Below are 15,715 nucleotides of genomic sequence, written 5' to 3'. Positions count from 1 at the left end.
GAAGGGAGGTCAGTCGTGGTTGTGGGTGGAGGAGGTGTCCTCGGGGGGCTCGGCGCGGCCGCCGTCGCGGCCCGTGGCCAGTACGGCCAGGAGCACCGCGACCGTGGCGGCCACGAGCACCCGGCCGGTCATGCGCAGACTCCAGCCGGTCGCGGAGCCGGGGTGCGCGCCGGGCGCGTTCAGCCGCTGGGAGCGGCGCGCCGGACGGAGCAGCCGCAGCAGGAAGAGCGCGGCGATCGGCAGTTGCAGCAGCCAGATGGAGGTGCGGAACCAGCCGTCGTACCAGACGTTGGTGCCGTACAGCAGGGTGTGCCAGACGCTCAGCACATAGACGACGAGGACGAAGCGGTGCAGCACCCGCCAGGTCTTCGGGCCGATGCGGTGGCGTATGTAGAAGAGCAGGCCGAGGGGGATCGCGAGATAGAGGGCCGCCTGGCCGATGGGGATGGCGATCCGGCCCGTGCCGGACTCGTAGCCGCCGGGGACGAAGGACTCGACGAAGGCCGTCCAGGCGGCGGAGTACCAGGCGTCGGTGTCGTGGCGGATCAGCTCGGCGGCGAAGAGGAGGGCGTGCGCGACGATCAGCGAGATGGTGTTGAGGCTGGTGGTGCGGTGCAGCCGTTCCAGCCGGGGCACGGACATCGGCAGCCACGCCGGGCGGGGTCCGGAGAGCAGCAGCCCGAGGACGACCGTGCCCCAGGCCCAGAGCAGGGCGGACCAGCCGAACGCCTGGCTGAGGAAGTACACCCAGAACGCGCCCGGGTCCTCGCCCATGAACGGCATGACGGTGGTGGTGGAGGAGGCCCCGGAGCGGATGCGCTCGTAGAGGAGGACGAAGATCGCGCCGGTGATGACCAGCGCGACGGCCCCGTCGAGGTATCCGGCGCGCAGATCGGACCGGAGGGTCACCCGGGTCCGGTCCCGCGCTCCCGGGCCCGGCGCGACACCGTCGCCGCCGCCGGAGGACTGCTCCGGCAGCCGGACGATCCCGCCCCGGCCCCCGGCGGCCGACGCCGGGTCCGATGCCGGGTCCGATGCCGCTGCCGATGCCGACCCGTCCCGCGGATCCGCCGCCGACGGATCCAACGCGGACGCCGACGCCGACGCGGACGCCGATTCCCGTCCGGACTCCCGTCCCGACTCCGGCTCCGGAGCGGTCTGCTCCCTGTTCGACTGCATGGGCTCGACTCCGCTCCCTGGCTGAAGTCCCGCGCCGGCCGGAGCGCGTGCGGGCGTCTCACGGAAGGAGTCGGACGCCCGTCCCGGAAAGTTCCCCGGCGTTTTCGAGTGACGCGCATCACGGGACCGACTGTCCGCCCATAGGCGATGATCATCCGAACTGTCGGCATCGGCCGGTCTTCCCCGGGCCCCGGGTCCCCCTGGCACCATGGCCGTCATGGGAGCCGGATCCGCCCTCCGCCTCGCCCACACCGCGGTGCTCGCCGCTGTGTGCGTCGTGGTGTCCGGGCTCGGACACGATCTCTCCTCCGGCGCGTCGCCCTCGCCCTGGGGGTACGCGCTCGCCCTCCCCCCGGTGTGCGCGGCGGCCTGGCGGCTGACCCGTACGGAACGCTCCGCGCGGGCCGTGGTCGGCGCGAGCGCGATCGGACAGCTGGCGCTCCATGTGCTGTTCGGGCTGGTGTCGGGGCACGCGACGCACGGCGCGGCGCACTCGGGCGGCCACATGACGCCGTCCCGTCCGCCGCCGGACGGGCTGATCGCGGCCACCGTGCTGGGCTCCCCCGCCTCCGCCATGGCCGGGGCGCATCTGCTGGCCGGGGCGGTGTGCGGCTGGTGGCTCTGGCGGGGGGAGCGCTCCCTCGTCCAACTGCGGCGCGCGCTCGGCCTCTTCGACCGGGGGCGGCTGCGTCTCGTCCGTACGGTGCTGAGCGGCGCGTACGCCGGGCTGCCCGCGCTCCCGGCTCCCGCCGGGCACACCGAGCCGGTACGGCTGCCGGCCTCCCTCGAACCGCTGCGCGCCCTCTTCCGGCGCGGACCGCCCCTCCTTCTGTCCTGATCACGTCATCCCGTCAACTCATCGCCGCCTGACGGGTCTCACCCGGACTTGAAGGACGTTTTGTGATGGTTCATCCCCCTGTCCACACCCCCCACGAGGTACTCCCCGCCCGCGATCGCGACGCCGAGATCACGGGCTGGGCACTGGCCGCCGGACTCGGCGACGAGCGCGCCGCGGAACGGTTCGTGGACGCCACCTATGACGACGTACGGCGGTTCGTCGCCCATCTCACCGCCGATGTGCGCGGGGCCGAGGACCTCGCCCAGGAGACCTATCTGCGGGCGCTGCCCAGCCTGCGCCGGTTCGCCGGGCGCTCCTGCGCCCGGTCCTGGCTGCTGGCCATCGCCCGCCGGGTGGTCGTGGACCGCTACCGCCGGGCGTCGGCCCGGCCCCGGATCGCCGACACCGCCGACTGGCTGGGCGCGGCCGACCGGGCCCAGCCGCGCCAGCTCCCCGGCTTCGAGGAGTCGGTGGCCCTCGCCGACGCGCTGCGCGCGCTGGAGCCCGGGCGGCGACGGGCCTTCGTGCTGACGTGCGTGATGGGGCTGTCGTACGCGGAGGCCGCCCAGGTGCTCGACTGCCCGGTGGGGACCATAAGGTCCCGGGTGGCGCGCGCCCGGCGGGACCTCGCCGAGATCTGGCGCGGTCCCGCGGCCGACGGCGGACGCGCCCCACTGCCCGCGGCCGCCTGAACAGCCGCCCGAGCGGCACCCCCCGCGCGCCGGCCCCGCCCGGGACCGGCGCGCGGAACCGGTACGCGAGGTGTACGGGGGCCCCGGCGCGGGCCCCCGTACCCCCGCTCATACGGTGTGGGCCACCTGGCGCTCCACCTTGGCGGCGAACTCGGCCCAGATCTTCGCGTGGTCCCGGGCGAGCTGGGCCACCACCCCGCCCCAGTGCGGGGGAACGTTGTCAACCAGATGGTCCCAGCCCGCCGCCTCCAGACTGTGCACATTCAGCAGCCGCAGCAGGGTGCGCCCGCTCTCGCTGAACTTCAGGGACGGATCGGCGCGCAGCCGGGCGACCAGGACGGCGCGGTCCTGGACCGCGTGGCGGACGGCGGGGGCCGGGGGGATCAGTTCGTCGCGCCCCCCGCGCCCGGCCGTGCCGTCGTCCCGCTGCCCCGGCACCGGGTCCTCGCCCCGGCTGAGCCGATTGCGCACATCCCGGGCCGTCTCCGGCGAGATGCCCGCCGCCTGGGCGATCTGACGCAGGGACAGTTCCGGATTACGGGTCATCAGATCGCCCGCGAGCCGGCGGCCCACCGCCCGGTTGATCGGGCGGACCCTGCCGTCCTGGCCGATGCGGGCGCTACCCAGGGGCTCGGCCCCGGGCACCCGTTTGCGCATGCCGGCGACGGTGCGCGCGGCGATGCCGGTGACGGAGGCGACCATCCGGTCCGACCACTGCGGGTGCGAGGTCATGATCCGTTCGGCGGCCCGTTTGCGGTCCGCGAGGGAGAGCGGCAGGCCGTGGGCGATGTTCATGCTGACGGCGACCACGAAGGCGTCGGCCTCGTCGCCGTCGAAGAACCGGACGCCGATCGTGGGCCGGCGGCGGAGCCTGGCGGCCTTGAGGCGGTGCATGCCGTCGATGACCCTCAGGGTCGGCCGGTGCACGATGATGGGGGGAAGCTCCTCGTGCGCGGTGGCCAGTATCTCGACATGGTCCGCGTTCTCACCGAGGATCCGCGGCGAGTCCGCGGAGAACAGTGAGTCGACGTCGACTTGGACGACTGGTTCCTGGACGAACTGAACGTGCTTGGTCCCCGATTCCACTGAGACTCCTCACGATGTGATCCCACCCGGGAGCGAACACCCCGTGCCCGTCCGCGAAGCGACCCGCGCACGGACCGACCCGACCGGGACCGCGCAGCGCTGGGCGGTGTCGCGTCGACCGGGATCTGCCGGAGTGGTCGTGATCTGCTGAAGAAGACGTAGTGGCGGAAAACCATCCCCCCGTCGCGCACCCTCCCCGACGCACGATCTCCAAGGTGGAGGCCCCCGCTTCACCCCTTTTCGCCGTGAGTTCGGGTCCCCCTGACCCCTCACGGGCTTTGCGCAAATCCGACTATAACAATCCGTGTTCTCGTGCGTACCCATAGAGATCCCCTAAACCCCGGGCCGCCATCCCCTACCGGTCTCTGACGTGGCCTCAGGCAGCACGAAGGGGGGCGCGGACCACCACCCCACGGGTGGTCCGTACCCCCCTTCGACGCCGCACGGACGCCCCCCAACGGCATCCGCGTCAGGCGGTCACACGGTCCGCAGCGCCTCGGTCGGAGAGAGCCGCGCCGCCCGAATGGCGGGCAGCAGGCCGGCGAGCGCGCCGATCAGGATCGCGGAGGCGATGCCTCCGACCCAGGCTTCGACCGGGATCACCACGGACCAGTCCTGGAGGCGGGCGTAGACGACGGTGGAGGCCGCCCCGGCCGCCACTCCGACCGTGCCGCCGATCAGGGCCAACGTGATCGCCTCGGCGAGGAACTGCGTCCTGACCTGGCGCCTGGTCGCGCCGAGGGCGCGCCGCAGACCGATCTCCGAACGCCGCTCCAGAACCGAGATGATCATGATGTTGGCGACGCCGACCGCGCCGACGACCAGCGCGACGGCCCCCAGGCCCAGGAACAGGCTGTTGAACGCGCCCTCCGCCGCCGCGCGGGCGGTCAGCGCGTCGGAGGGCTGGCTGACGTCGACCTCGCCCGGCGCCTGCGGATTGGCGGTCCGGGCGAGCACCGACTGCACCGCGCCCACCTCCTCGGTGGCGGCCCGGACGTACACCGTGCTCGGGCTGCCGTCGACGGTCCTCCCGCCCACGACGCCCACGTGGTTGAGGTACTGCCGGGCGGCCGGGTAGCCGATCAGCGCGCTGGTGTCGATCTCGGCGGTGAGCGTGGCCGGCCGCAGAATGCCCACGACGTAGAACCACTGGTCGCCGAGCCACACCCGCTGCCCGGGGTAGACCCGGTCGATGCCCAGCCGCTGGGCGGCGGTCGCGCCGAGGACGGTGACGGGCTTGGTGGCGGTGGCCTCGTTCAGCCAGCGGCCGTGGGCCACGTCGGCGGCGATCACCGGCAGCAGATTGAGACTGGCCGCCCGCACCTGGAGCGCGTTGGTGTGGGTGGAGGGGATCAGCGGACTGCGGTACGCCTTGGCGTCGGCGACCGTCCCCACATGGGCCACCCGCTCCACCGGGCCGAGCATCGAGAGCCGGTCCGGGGCCTCGGCCGGGAGCTGCGCCTCCTTGCCGCTGAGGGTCTGCCCGTTGGTGGCCTTCAGCAGATTGGTGCCCAGCCGGTCGATCTGCGCGAGCAGCCCGGCCTGGGAGGACGACGACAGTCCGAGGACGGCGACGATCGCGGCCACGCCGATCGCGATGCCGAGCGCCGAGAGCGCGGCGCGCAGCGGCCGGGAGCGGATCCCGACGCTCGCGAGCCTGGCCTGGTCGCCGAGCCGCAGCCGGGCGGGGGCGGTGACGGGGTGGTTCTTCATGCGCGCTCCCCCGGGTCGTCGGACACGGGCTCGGACACGGACACGGACATGTGCTCGGGCCCCGGCGAGGGCTCGGCCCCGGCCCCGGACTCGGCCCCCGACTCTGGCCCGGCCCCGGACTCGGCCCCGGACTCTGACTCGGCCCCGGGCTCTGCCCCCTTCGCGCTGTCCGAGACGATCCGCCCGTCCAGCACATGGACCTGGCGCGGCAGCCGGGCGGCCAGTTCGCTGTCGTGGGTGATGACGACGATGGTCGCGCCCTCGGCGTTGAGCTGGTGCAGCAGCGCGACGATCGACGCGCCGGTGGCGCTGTCGAGATTGCCGGTGGGCTCGTCGGCGAGGACGATCGCGGGCCGCCCCACCAGCGCGCGGGCGATCGCCACCCGCTGGCGCTCGCCGCCGGACATCTTCCCCGGGCGGAACCCCTCCCGGTGGGCGAGGCCGACCTGTTCGAGCGCGGCGGCGGCCCGCTCCCGGCGCTCGCCGACCTCGACGCCCGCGTACAGCAGCCCGTCGGCGACGTTCTCCAGCGCGGTCGCGTACTCGGCGAGGAAGAACTGCTGGAAGACGAAGCCGATGCTGCGGGCGCGCACGGCGGCGAGCTGCCGGTCGTCCAGTTCGGCGACGTCGATGCCGTTGATCCGTACGACGCCCTCGGTGGGCCGCTCCAGGGTGCCCATCACCTGGAGCAGGGTCGTCTTGCCCGACCCCGAGGGCCCGACGATGGCGACGAGTTCGCCCCGGCGGACGGTGAAGGACACCCCGCGCAGCGCGGGTACGGGGGGCTGCTCGCCGTAGGTCTTGGTGACCGCCGCCAGCTCCAGCACCGCGGGGGCGGCGTCCGCCGGGGGCGGGCCCCCGGCGCTTGCAACGGCGACGGCGTGCTCGGACGCCGGGACGGTGGTCATGTCGCGGGCACCGCCACCCGGTCGCCCGCCCGCAGCTCTCCGGTGATCTGCACCTGGCCGCCCGCGTTGTCGAAGAGGCCGAGGGTCACCGGCACGGTGTGCCGCTTGCCCGCGGTGTCGACCCGCTCCACCGCGAATCCGTCCCCGGCGACCCCGACCAGCGCCGTCACGGGCACGGTCAGGGCCTTCTTCACCCCGGCGGTGGTGATCCGCACCTGGACCGGGGCCTGGTCCAGACTGCCCGCGTCCTTCGGGTTCTTCAGCGTGATGTAGACGGGGAGCAGCGCGGTGGACGCGCCCGAGGCCGTCGCCTCCTCCTTGCCCCCGGCGGACCCGGCGATCGTGCCGATACGGCTCACCTTCCCGGGCGCGGTGCGATTGTCGGGCAGGGTGACCCGCACCGGGTCGCCGACGCTCACGCCGGTCTGCTGGGAGGCGTTCAGCTCCACCTTGACCTGGCGGCCGGTGGTGCCGGCCTCCAGCACCGGCGCGCCGGGCGCGGCCCTGGTGCCGGGGGCCGCGACGGTCTTGGTGACCCGCAGCGGTCCGGGCAGCAGCACCGCGTCGCCGAGCTTCAGCCGTCCGGTCTCCTCCGCGCCGACGTCGTCCTGGAGATTGATCAGCGCCTCCCTGGTCTCCGCGCCGAAGTCGTCCGAGTCGGCGTCGAGTTCGGACGAGGTGGCGTGGCCGAGCGCCAGCAGATTCCGGTTGAGCGCCTTGACGTCCCGGCCGGAGTCCCCGTACGCGAGGTCGCGGTAGAAGGGCCGGGTCCCGCAGAGGAGCGGTACGGGCCGGTCGGCCACCGCGTAGAGGGTCTGTCCGCACTTGACGACGTCGCCCACGGCCGGCAGCGAGGTGTAGATGCCCCGGGTCTGGTTGACCACGGTGTACGCGCTGCCGTCCGGGCGGGCCGCGTACGACAGGGTGCCGACCTGGTTGATCTGCGCGGAGAGCGGGCCCTCCCGCACGGTCGCGACCGCGCCGGTCCGCTCGCCGGCGCCCGCCGGTGCGGCCGGCTCGCCCTTCAGGGGATCGGTGACCACGACCGCGGTGGCCGCCGCGGCCACCAGGACCACGGCGGCGGCGATGAGCAGGGGCCCCCGGCGCCGGGGGCCGTGCGGCTTGGGACGGTTCTTCCGCGGCCGTCTCGGCTCGGGGGAGGAGGCCGCCGTCCCGTCCGTCTCGGGCAGCTCGGTGCTCATCAGCCCTCCGCCGCTCTCAGTTCCCACCGGGCGCGGCGCCGCCCGGCATGTGCTGACGGCAGGCTTCCTCGGCCTTCTTGAACTCCGCCGACTCGGGGTCGAGCCCCGGTCCGCGGTTGAGCTGGATACGGCCGTCGACCGGATCGGGGAAGGCCTTGACGCCGTTCTCCCGCATACAGGAGACGAACTTCAGCAGCGCCTTCTCCCGGTCGGAGCCCGCGCCGGAGCCGGCGGCGAGGCCGGGCGGCTCCTGCGACTTGCACGCCGCCAGCGCGGTCTTGTAGGTCGAGTTCTCCGGGTCGAGCGGGCCGCCGCGCTGCACCTGGAGCCGGAGCCGGCCGTCGACCGGGTCGGGGAACTCCGCGACGCCGTTGTCCCGCATGCACTGGGCGTACTTCACCAGAGCGGCGGACCGGTCGGCCGCGCCGGTGGCCGCGGAATCGGCCGGCTTCGTCTCCACATCGCCCGAGTCGGAGTCTCCGCAGGCGACGGCGGTCAGACTGAGGACCGTGATCGCGGCGAACACCGCCCCGGCCTTCCTGGTGGCGCGCGACATGCCGGGTACGAACGTCCTGCTCATGTGCTGGTCCCCTCCGTGTGCGTGGTCCGAGGTCGTACGACGGCGGCCGCGACGGGCCCGGCCGGCCGGCGCACCGGCGCGTTCCGCCGTGTTCCGGTCGCGTTCCGATGCGTTTCTGGTGTGACGCACTCCGTTCTACGAGGCGTGCGGTCACACCGCGGTCCGAACATCTGGAACCCGCCTGTGACCGCCGCGCGACGGGTACGTTGAGGGCGGGGTCACCGGGCGGCGACACCCTGTGACCGGCCCGCGACCGGCGGCCGGGCAGGGTGGGGACGAGCGGATCACCGCGTGCACGACCCGGGGCGAGGGGCGGGGCGATGAGAGTTCTGGTGGTGGAGGATCAGGCCGAGCTGGCCGCGTCCGTGGCGCGGGTGCTGCGCCGGGCGGGGATGGCGGTGGACGTCGTCCACGACGGCGCGGAGGCGCTGGAGCGCTGCACCGTCGTGGAGTACGACGTGGTGGTCCTGGACCGCGACATCCCGGGGGTGCACGGCGACGACGTGTGCCGGACGCTGGTGGCGCGGGCCACCTCGCGGGTGCTGATGCTGACCGCGTCCGGCACCATCGCGGACCGGGTGGAGGGGCTGAGCCTCGGCGCGGACGACTATCTGCCCAAACCGTTCGCGTACGCCGAGCTGATCGCCCGGATCCGGGCGATCGGACGGCGCTCGCAGCCCGCGCTGCCGCCGATCCTGGTCCACGGCGATCTGAGCCTGGACCCGGCGAAGCGGATCGCGACCCGGGGCGGCGAGGATCTCGCGCTCAGCCCCAAGGAGCTGGCGGTGCTGGAGTATCTGCTCGCCGCCCAGGGCCGGGCGGTCTCCGCCGAGGAGCTGCTGGAACGGGTCTGGGACGAGGCGGCCGACCCGTTCACCACCACGGTCAAGGCGACGGTGAGCCGGCTGCGCTCCAAGCTCGGCAGCCCCGCGCTGATCGACACCGTCCCCCGCGGCGGCTACCGGATCTGAGAGGCCGATGCCCATGTCCCGAGCGCTGCCGCCGTCCCGGCCGGCCCCGCCGTCCCCGTCGGCCCCGCCGTCCCGGCCGGACCGGCCGGCCCCGTCCGCCCCGCCGCCACCTCCGTCGTCGTCGCGGTTCCTCGCCCGGTTGCGGCCGATCCGGGTCCGCACCCGGCTGACCCTGCTCTACGGAACGCTCTTCACGGTCTCCGGCACCGTGCTGCTGGCCATTCTCTTCCTGCTGGTCAGCCAGTCGCCGAAGAGCGTCTTCAACGAGATCAAACGGGGTCCGGGACCGGCGGTGACGATCGGCCCGGGGCCCGGCCCCGGCACCGTGGAGGGACCGGCGGAAGGACAGCTCAGCGACCTCGGGAAGGAGCTGCGGGAGCAGGCCACCCGGCAGCACGAGGCCGAACTCCAGAGCCTGCTGGTCCACTCCGGGATCGCGCTCGCCATCATGACGCTGATCTCCCTGGCCCTGGGCTGGCTGGTGGCGAACCGGGTGCTGCGGCCGCTGAGCACGATGACCACCACGATCCGGCGGATCACCGCCCGGAACATGCACGAACGGCTCGCCGCCGACGGCCCCCGCGACGAGATGAAGGATCTCTCCGACACCGTGGACGGGCTGCTGGAGCGGCTGGAGACCGCGCTCGACGCGCACAAACGGTTCGTCGCCAACGCCGCGCACGAGCTGCGCACCCCGCTCACCCTCGAACACGCCCTGATCGAGGAGATGCTCATCGACCGGGACGCGGGCCGGGGCGAGCTGCGGTCGACCTTCGAACGCGTGCTGGAGATCTGCCAGCAGCAGGGCCGGCTGCTGGAGTCCCTGCTGACGCTGACCACCGGCGAGCGCGGCCTCGACCGCCGGGAGCCGCTGGACCTGACCGGCCTCACCGAGCGGGCCGTCGACGCCGCCCGCGCCGAACTCGCCGTACGGGGGCTGCGGTTGACGACCCGGATCGACCCCGCGCGCAGCTCCGGCGACCCGGCCCTGGTGGAGCGGCTGATCGCCAATCTGCTGGACAACGCGACCGACTACAACGTGCCCGGGGGGTGTGTGGAGATCGAGTGCGGGACGCGGGACGGCCGGGCCGTCGTCGCGGTCGCCAACACCGGCCGGACCATCCCCGACGAGCAGCTGGACCGGCTCTTCGAGCCCTTCCACCGGCTCGACCGCACCGCGGGCCGCGACGGTCACCACGGGCTCGGCCTCTCCATCGTGCGGGCCATCGCCCTCGCCCACGACGCCTCGCTCACGGCGAGCGCCCGGGAGGGCGGCGGTCTGCGGGTGGAGATCTCCTTCCCGCTGCCGGTCGAAGCGGCCCCCGCGCCCGCCGCCGCCCCGGACCGCGTACCGCCCGCCCCGTCCCAGCACCGCTGACCGGCGAGTCCGCCCCGGCGCCGCCGACCGGCGGACCCGTCCCAGCACCGCCGACCGGCGGATCCGCCCCGGGCGCCGCCGACCGGCAGGGCCCGGGAGCGCGCCCGAAGACCGCCCGGGGACGGCGGAGAACGCCCGGGGACCGTGACGGTCCCCGGGCGTCCGGCGCCGCTACGGCGCGGGCACCTCCTCGGCCGCGGTCCGCCCCGCGAAGGTGGCCTCGAACTCCTCGATGTCCTCCTGGCCCAGCGAGATCAGCGAGAAGTCGGAGGGCGTGTGGCCGCCGCTGTCCCCGCGCGCGACATGGGCGACCAGACCCTCCAGCATGGCGACCCAGCCGGTCAGCAGCTCCGCCAGCACCTCGGAGCCCAGCAGCCCCACCGGACTCTCCAGCGTCACCGTCAGCTCCGGGCCGCCCGGCAGATCCCGCACCGCGCCGCCCGCCTCCAGGGTGTGCCGGGCCGCCATCGCCGGATCGATCGTCCCGCCCATCGCCCGCTCCCCGGCCGGCCGCCAGCTGCCCCGGTCGGCCGCCTCGCCCTCACCGGCCGCCGCGCTGAAGCGGCCCATGTAGTTGAACGCCACCTGCGGCGACGGGAGCGCCGCCAGCGTCGGCGCGGTCGCCGGGTTGAGATGGCGGAGCATCCCGTACCCCAGACCGTCCCCGGGCACGCTCCGCAGCTGCTCCTTGATCCGCTTGACCAGCCGGCCGGCCGCCGCGCCGCCGGAGCGCACCTCGGCGAAGTCGAGCACCCCGGGGTCGAGCCGGACCGGATACACGCCGGTGAACCAGCCCACCGTGCGGGTCAGATCCATCTCCTCGGTCAGCGGCTCCCGGCCGTGGCCCTCCATCGCGACCAGCATCCCGCCGTCGAAGCCCTCGCTCCGGCCCCGCCGCCAGTCGCCGACGGCGGCCACCAGCGCGGCCAGCAGCACATCGTCCACCCCGGCGTGGAAGGCGGCCGGGACGCTGGTCAGCAGCTCGGCGGTGACCTCGGCCGGCAGGGTCAGCGGCACCCGTTCGAAGCCGTGCGCGAGCTTGTCCTCGGCCGGGTTCAGCGGGCGCTCGCCCAGCACCAGTTCGGAGCCGGCGAGCATGCCCGTCCAGCGCGGCAGCTCGCTCACCCGCTCCTGGCCGCGCGCCTGCGCCGCCAGCTCGCCCGCCCACCGCCGGAACGAGGTCCCGACCGGTTCGAGCACCGGCTCCGCGCCGGACTCCAGCGTCAGATACGCGAGCGCCAGATCGGGTACGAGGATCCGCCAGGACACCCCGTCCACGACGATGTGGTGGGCGGCGACCAGCAGCCGGCCCGTCTCCTCGGGCCCCAGGTCGAACCAGACGGCCTGGACCATCACCCCCGCGTACGGGTCGAGACGGTCGGCCGCCTTTCTGGCCTCGGCGTTGACCAGCGCGGACAGCTCCGTATCGGTCAGGGAGCGCGCCTCGACGCGGTGTACGGAGTCTTCGGCCGGGGCGCCCTCGCCCGGCTCCGGGACGAACAGCCGCTCGGGATCGCCGGAGCCCTCCGCCGGGGCCGTCAGCCGGGCCCGCAGCAGATCGTGATGGTCCAGCAGGGCCTGGAGCGCCGCCGTCAGCCGTCCGGCGTCCAGCCCGGCGGGGACCGACAGCAGCATCGACTGCGTACCGGAGCGGGCCACCGAGCCCGACTGCTCGGCCAGCTCCCGCATCACCGGGGTGAGCGGCACCTCGCCCGTCGCCACATCGTCGGCCTCGCCGGAGCGCTCCCCGGCGGTCACCGTCCCCGCGACCCGCGCCAGCTCGGCCGGGGTCTTCAGCTCGAACACCTGCCGGGGGGTGATCACCACTCCGGCGCGGCGCGCCCGGGACACCACCAGCATGGACATGATGGAGTCGCCGCCGAGTCCGAAGAAGGAGTCCTCGGCGCCCACCTTCTCCAGGTTCAGCACCTCGGCGAAGAGACCGCACAGCAGCTCCTCGACCGGGGTCGCGGCGGCGCGGCCGACGACGCGCCCGGCGAAGTCCGGGGCGGGCAGGGCCTCCCGGTGCAGCTTGCCGTTGACCGTCACCGGCAGCGCGTCCAGGGCGATCACGGCGACGGGCACCATGTAGTCGGGCAGCAGCCCGGCGACGTACTCCCGCAGCCCCTCCTGGTCGAGGGGCCCGGCGGCGGCCGGGACGACATAGGCGACCAGCCGTTTGACGCCCGGCTGGTCCTCACGGGCGATCACGGCGGCCTGCTTCACCGACGCGTGCGCGGCGAGCACCGCCTCCACCTCGCCGGGCTCGATCCGATAGCCGCGGATCTTCACCTGGTCGTCGGCGCGCCCGGCGAAGAGCAGTTCGCCGGACGGGCTCCAGCGCGCCAGGTCCCCGGTGCGGTACATCCGCCGTCCGCCCCGCCCGGAGCCGTCCGGATCCGGGAAGGGGCAGGCGACGAAGCGTTCGGCGGTCAGGGCCGCCTGGCCGACGTAGCCGCGCGCGACGCCCGCCCCGGCGATGTACAGCTCGCCGGTCACCCCGGGCGGCACCGGCCGGAACGCCTCGTCGAGGACATAGGCGCCGGAGTTGTCCATGGGACGGCCGATGGGCACCAGATCGGGCACGGCGGATCCGGCGGTGAAGGGGATCTGGGTGGTGAACGCCGTGGTCTCGGTGGGCCCGTAGGTGGAGCGGACCACCATGCCGGGATGGGTCTCCAGCAGGATCCGGATCGCGTTGGCGGAGACCACGTCACCGCCGGTCGACACCTCGCGGACCCCGGCGAAGATCTCCGGGTGCTGCTCGGCGAGGAGCGCGAACAGCCCGGCGGTGGCGTGCACATTGGTGACCCGCCGCCCGGCGATGAGCCGGCCGCGCTCCACGGCGTCGACCTCGCCCGGGGGCACGATCACCAGCTCGCCGCCGTGCAGCAGCGGCACCCACAGTTCGTAGGTGGAGGCGTCGAAGGCGTGATTGGCCTGGACGAGGACCCGCTCCACGACCTCGTCGGTCCAGCTGTCGTCCAGGCAGAAGGCGACCACATTGCCGTGGGTCGCGCCGACGCCCTTGGGTTCGCCGGTGGAGCCGGAGGTGTAGAGGACGTACGCGAGGTTCGCGGCGGTCAGCGGTACGTCCGGGTTCTCCGCGCCCGGCCCCTCGCCGAGGGTGTCGAAGGAGACGGGGAACAGCTCGGCCGAGAAGACCTTCTCGCCCGCGAACCGGTCGGCGGTCTCCTGGTCGAGGAGGACGAGGGAGACCTCGGCGTCGGCGGAGCGGCCGTGCAGCGGCACATAGGCGCCGCCGGCCTTGACCACCGCGAGCAGCGCGGTCACCAGGTCGGCGGAACGGTCCAGGACCACGCCGACCCGGCTCTCGGGGCCCACCCCGGCGGCGGCCAGCCGGTGGGCGAGCCGGTTGGCGCGGGCGTTGAGCTGCCCGTACGTCAGGGTCCGCGCGCCGCAGGAGACGGCGGGGGCGTCGGGCGCGGCCTCGGCGCGGCGCTCGAAGAGGACGCCCAGGGGAGCGTCGGGCAGCGGGCGGGCGGTGTCGTTCCAGTCCTTCAGGATCAGCCGGCGCTCGCCGTCGTCGAGCGTCTCGGCGCGGCCGACGAGGGTCTCGGGGTCGTCGGCGATCTGGGCGAGGAGCCGGACCAGCCGGGCCATCAGCGCCTGGACGGTGGGCTCGTCGAAGACGTCGGGGCGGTAGTCGAGACGGAGTTCCATCGCGTCGGCGGGGGTGACGACGAGGGTGAGCGGATAGTGGGCCGCCTCCTCGCCGCCCGCGCCGGTGATCCGTATCTCCCCGCGCCGGGGGGCGCGCTCGCGGGCCGGGTCCCCGGGCGGCGGACCGCCGTGCAGCGGCCCGGCCTCCCCGGGCGGCCGGGCCCCACCGGGACCACCGGGACCGCCGGGACCACCGGGACCGCCAGGTCCACCGGGACCGCCGGGTCCACCGCCGCCGGGGGGCGGGCCGCCGTGGAGAGGGCCGCCGCCGGGGGGCGGGCCGCCGCGCCGCGGGGGCTCGGCCTCGCGGCCCCGGGCGGCGCGGCCGGTGCGGGGCTGCTCGACGGGCCCGCGCGGGTAGTTCTGGTAGACCACGAGCGCGTCGAAGGTCGCCCCGGGGCCGCCCGCCCGCTGGATCTCCGTCAGCCCGAGATGCTGGTGCTCCAGCATCGCCGAGTGCTGCCCCTGGAGCCGCTGGAGCACGGCGCTGAACGGCAGCGACGGCTCCAGCCGGACCCGTACCGGCACGGTGTTGATGAACAGCCCGAGCATCTTCTCCACACCGGGCAGATCCGCCGGACGCCCGGACACGGTCGCGCCGAACACCACGTCCGTGCGCCCGGACACCATCCCCACCAGCACCGACCAGGCGCTCTGCACCACCGTGTTCAGGGTGACGCCCTGGCTCTGCGCCACCTGGCGGAGCCGGTCGGCCAGCTCCCGCCCGGCCCGGGAGACCACGTGCCGGAGCATCACCGGGGGCCCGCCCCGGTCGGCGGGCCCGACCAGCGTCGCCTCCTCCAGATCGCCGAGCAGCTCCCGCCAGGCGTCCCGGGCGACGTCCTTGTCCTGCCGGGACAGCCACTCCAGATAGGTGCGGTACGGGGTCACCGGCTGAAGGACCCCGGTGTCGCCGCCGGCCCGGTACACCGCCCACATCTCGCCGAAGAGGATCGGCAGCGACCAGCCGTCCATCAGGATGTGATGGATCGTCACCACGAGCCGGTGGCGCTCGGGGCCCAGCCTCACCAGCAGCACCCGCAGCAGCGGCGGCACCGCGAGGTCGAACCGCGCCCGGTCGGCGTCGGCCGCGCGGGCCTCGGCCTCGGCGGCCTCCGCCTCGCCCAGCCCGCTCAGATCCACCAGCCGCCACGGCAGCGGGGCCTTCTTGGCGATCACCTGGACCGCGTCGCCGGAGCCCCGGGCCTGGAATCCGGCGCGCAGACTGGCGTGCCGGTCGAGCAGGGCCTGCCAGGCGGCCCGCAGCACCTCCGGGTCCACCTCGCCCTCCAGGGTGAGCACCCGCTGCCCGACATACACGTCGCGCGGCGCGTCCTCGTCGTAGGCGGCGTGGAACAGCAGTCCTTCCTGCAGTGGCGCGAGCGGCCACACATCCTCGACCTGCATCTGGCTCAACGTCTCTCTCCTTCTCGCCACCGGGAGTCACCGGCATCGGACGCGGTGCGCTGAAAGTCCTGGAACGT

At 74.3% G+C, this 15,715-nt stretch carries 11 protein-coding genes; 4 read left to right on the top strand and 7 right to left on the bottom strand.

The genetic code is table 11. The features are described 5' to 3' along the window. Window positions 1–9: 9 nt before the first annotated feature. Window positions 10–987, bottom strand: a complete 978-nt coding sequence (locus tag ACF089_RS19195) for a ferric reductase-like transmembrane domain-containing protein (RefSeq protein ID WP_392028184.1) — start codon at window positions 985–987, stop codon at window positions 10–12. A 409-nt stretch (window positions 988–1,396) separates the two neighbouring features. Between ACF089_RS19195 and ACF089_RS19190 the strand changes: the two genes are divergently transcribed. Together ACF089_RS19190 and ACF089_RS19185 are read left to right on the top strand one after the other, a co-directional pair. Further along, complete coding sequence (locus ACF089_RS19190) at window positions 1,397–2,017, top strand: hypothetical protein (protein ID WP_392027901.1); 621 nt, start codon at window positions 1,397–1,399, stop codon at window positions 2,015–2,017. Between the two features lie 65 nt (window positions 2,018–2,082). Continuing rightward, window positions 2,083–2,709 (top strand): sigma-70 family RNA polymerase sigma factor, encoded by a 627-nt coding sequence (locus ACF089_RS19185; protein ID WP_392027898.1) that lies wholly within the window; start codon window positions 2,083–2,085, stop codon window positions 2,707–2,709. A 108-nt stretch (window positions 2,710–2,817) separates the two neighbouring features. Here ACF089_RS19185 and ACF089_RS19180 read toward each other — a convergent pair whose 3' ends face one another. The 5 genes from ACF089_RS19180 to ACF089_RS19160 form a co-directional block, all read right to left on the bottom strand. Continuing rightward, window positions 2,818–3,795: a streptomycin biosynthesis protein gene (locus tag ACF089_RS19180; protein ID WP_392027895.1), complete on the bottom strand. Its 978-nt coding sequence runs from the start codon at window positions 3,793–3,795 to the stop codon at window positions 2,818–2,820. Between the two features lie 477 nt (window positions 3,796–4,272). After that, on the bottom strand, window positions 4,273–5,508 hold the full coding sequence (locus tag ACF089_RS19175) for an ABC transporter permease (RefSeq protein ID WP_392027893.1): 1,236 nt from the start codon (window positions 5,506–5,508) through the stop codon (window positions 4,273–4,275). Continuing rightward, window positions 5,505–6,416 carry an ABC transporter ATP-binding protein gene (locus ACF089_RS19170; protein ID WP_392027890.1) on the bottom strand — a complete coding sequence of 304 codons (912 nt, stop codon included), beginning with the start codon at window positions 6,414–6,416 and terminating at the stop codon, window positions 5,505–5,507. Before ACF089_RS19170 ends, ACF089_RS19175 begins: the two co-directional genes overlap by 4 nt. Then, window positions 6,413–7,618: an efflux RND transporter periplasmic adaptor subunit gene (locus ACF089_RS19165; RefSeq protein WP_392027886.1), complete on the bottom strand. Its 1,206-nt coding sequence runs from the start codon at window positions 7,616–7,618 to the stop codon at window positions 6,413–6,415. The genes ACF089_RS19170 and ACF089_RS19165 overlap by 4 nt, the downstream gene beginning before the upstream one ends. A gap of 16 nt (window positions 7,619–7,634) precedes the next feature. Then, window positions 7,635–8,198, bottom strand: coding sequence for a hypothetical protein (locus tag ACF089_RS19160; RefSeq protein WP_392027884.1), 564 nt, complete (start codon window positions 8,196–8,198; stop codon window positions 7,635–7,637). Window positions 8,199–8,518: 320 nt separating this feature from the next. Between ACF089_RS19160 and ACF089_RS19155 the strand changes: the two genes are divergently transcribed. Then, window positions 8,519–9,169 carry a response regulator transcription factor gene (locus ACF089_RS19155; RefSeq protein WP_392027881.1) on the top strand — a complete coding sequence of 217 codons (651 nt, stop codon included), beginning with the start codon at window positions 8,519–8,521 and terminating at the stop codon, window positions 9,167–9,169. A gap of 139 nt (window positions 9,170–9,308) precedes the next feature. Further along, window positions 9,309–10,547, top strand: a complete 1,239-nt coding sequence (locus tag ACF089_RS19150) for a sensor histidine kinase (RefSeq protein ID WP_392027879.1) — start codon at window positions 9,309–9,311, stop codon at window positions 10,545–10,547. 171 nt (window positions 10,548–10,718) lie between these two features. Here the strand turns inward: ACF089_RS19150 and ACF089_RS19145 are convergent, their stop codons facing one another. Then, window positions 10,719–15,638, bottom strand: a complete 4,920-nt coding sequence (locus ACF089_RS19145; RefSeq protein ID WP_392028181.1) for an amino acid adenylation domain-containing protein — start codon at window positions 15,636–15,638, stop codon at window positions 10,719–10,721. Window positions 15,639–15,715 lie beyond the last annotated feature (77 nt).

It is taken from the genome of Streptomyces sp. NPDC014894 (assembly GCF_043080985.1).
Classification (GTDB): domain Bacteria; phylum Actinomycetota; class Actinomycetes; order Streptomycetales; family Streptomycetaceae; genus Streptomyces.
The sequence above is the reverse complement of the archived record's forward strand: the minus strand, read 5'-3'. Positions and strand labels throughout refer to the sequence as shown.

What these genes read in the sequence shown, in the direction of transcription:
- ACF089_RS19190 (WP_392027901.1), top strand. Translation starts at nt 1,397, where the DNA reads ATGGGAGCCGGATCCGCCCTCCGCCTCGCCCACACCGCGGTGCTCGCC.
- ACF089_RS19185 (WP_392027898.1), top strand. Translation starts at nt 2,083, where the DNA reads ATGGTTCATCCCCCTGTCCACACCCCCCACGAGGTACTCCCCGCCCGC.
- ACF089_RS19175 (WP_392027893.1), bottom strand. Translation starts at nt 5,508, where the DNA reads ATGAAGAACCACCCCGTCACCGCCCCCGCCCGGCTGCGGCTCGGCGAC.
- ACF089_RS19170 (WP_392027890.1), bottom strand. Translation starts at nt 6,416, where the DNA reads ATGACCACCGTCCCGGCGTCCGAGCACGCCGTCGCCGTTGCAAGCGCC.
- ACF089_RS19165 (WP_392027886.1), bottom strand. Translation starts at nt 7,618, where the DNA reads ATGAGCACCGAGCTGCCCGAGACGGACGGGACGGCGGCCTCCTCCCCC.
- ACF089_RS19160 (WP_392027884.1), bottom strand. Translation starts at nt 8,198, where the DNA reads ATGAGCAGGACGTTCGTACCCGGCATGTCGCGCGCCACCAGGAAGGCC.
- ACF089_RS19155 (WP_392027881.1), top strand. Translation starts at nt 8,519, where the DNA reads ATGAGAGTTCTGGTGGTGGAGGATCAGGCCGAGCTGGCCGCGTCCGTG.
- ACF089_RS19145 (WP_392028181.1), bottom strand. Translation starts at nt 15,638, where the DNA reads ATGCAGGTCGAGGATGTGTGGCCGCTCGCGCCACTGCAGGAAGGACTG.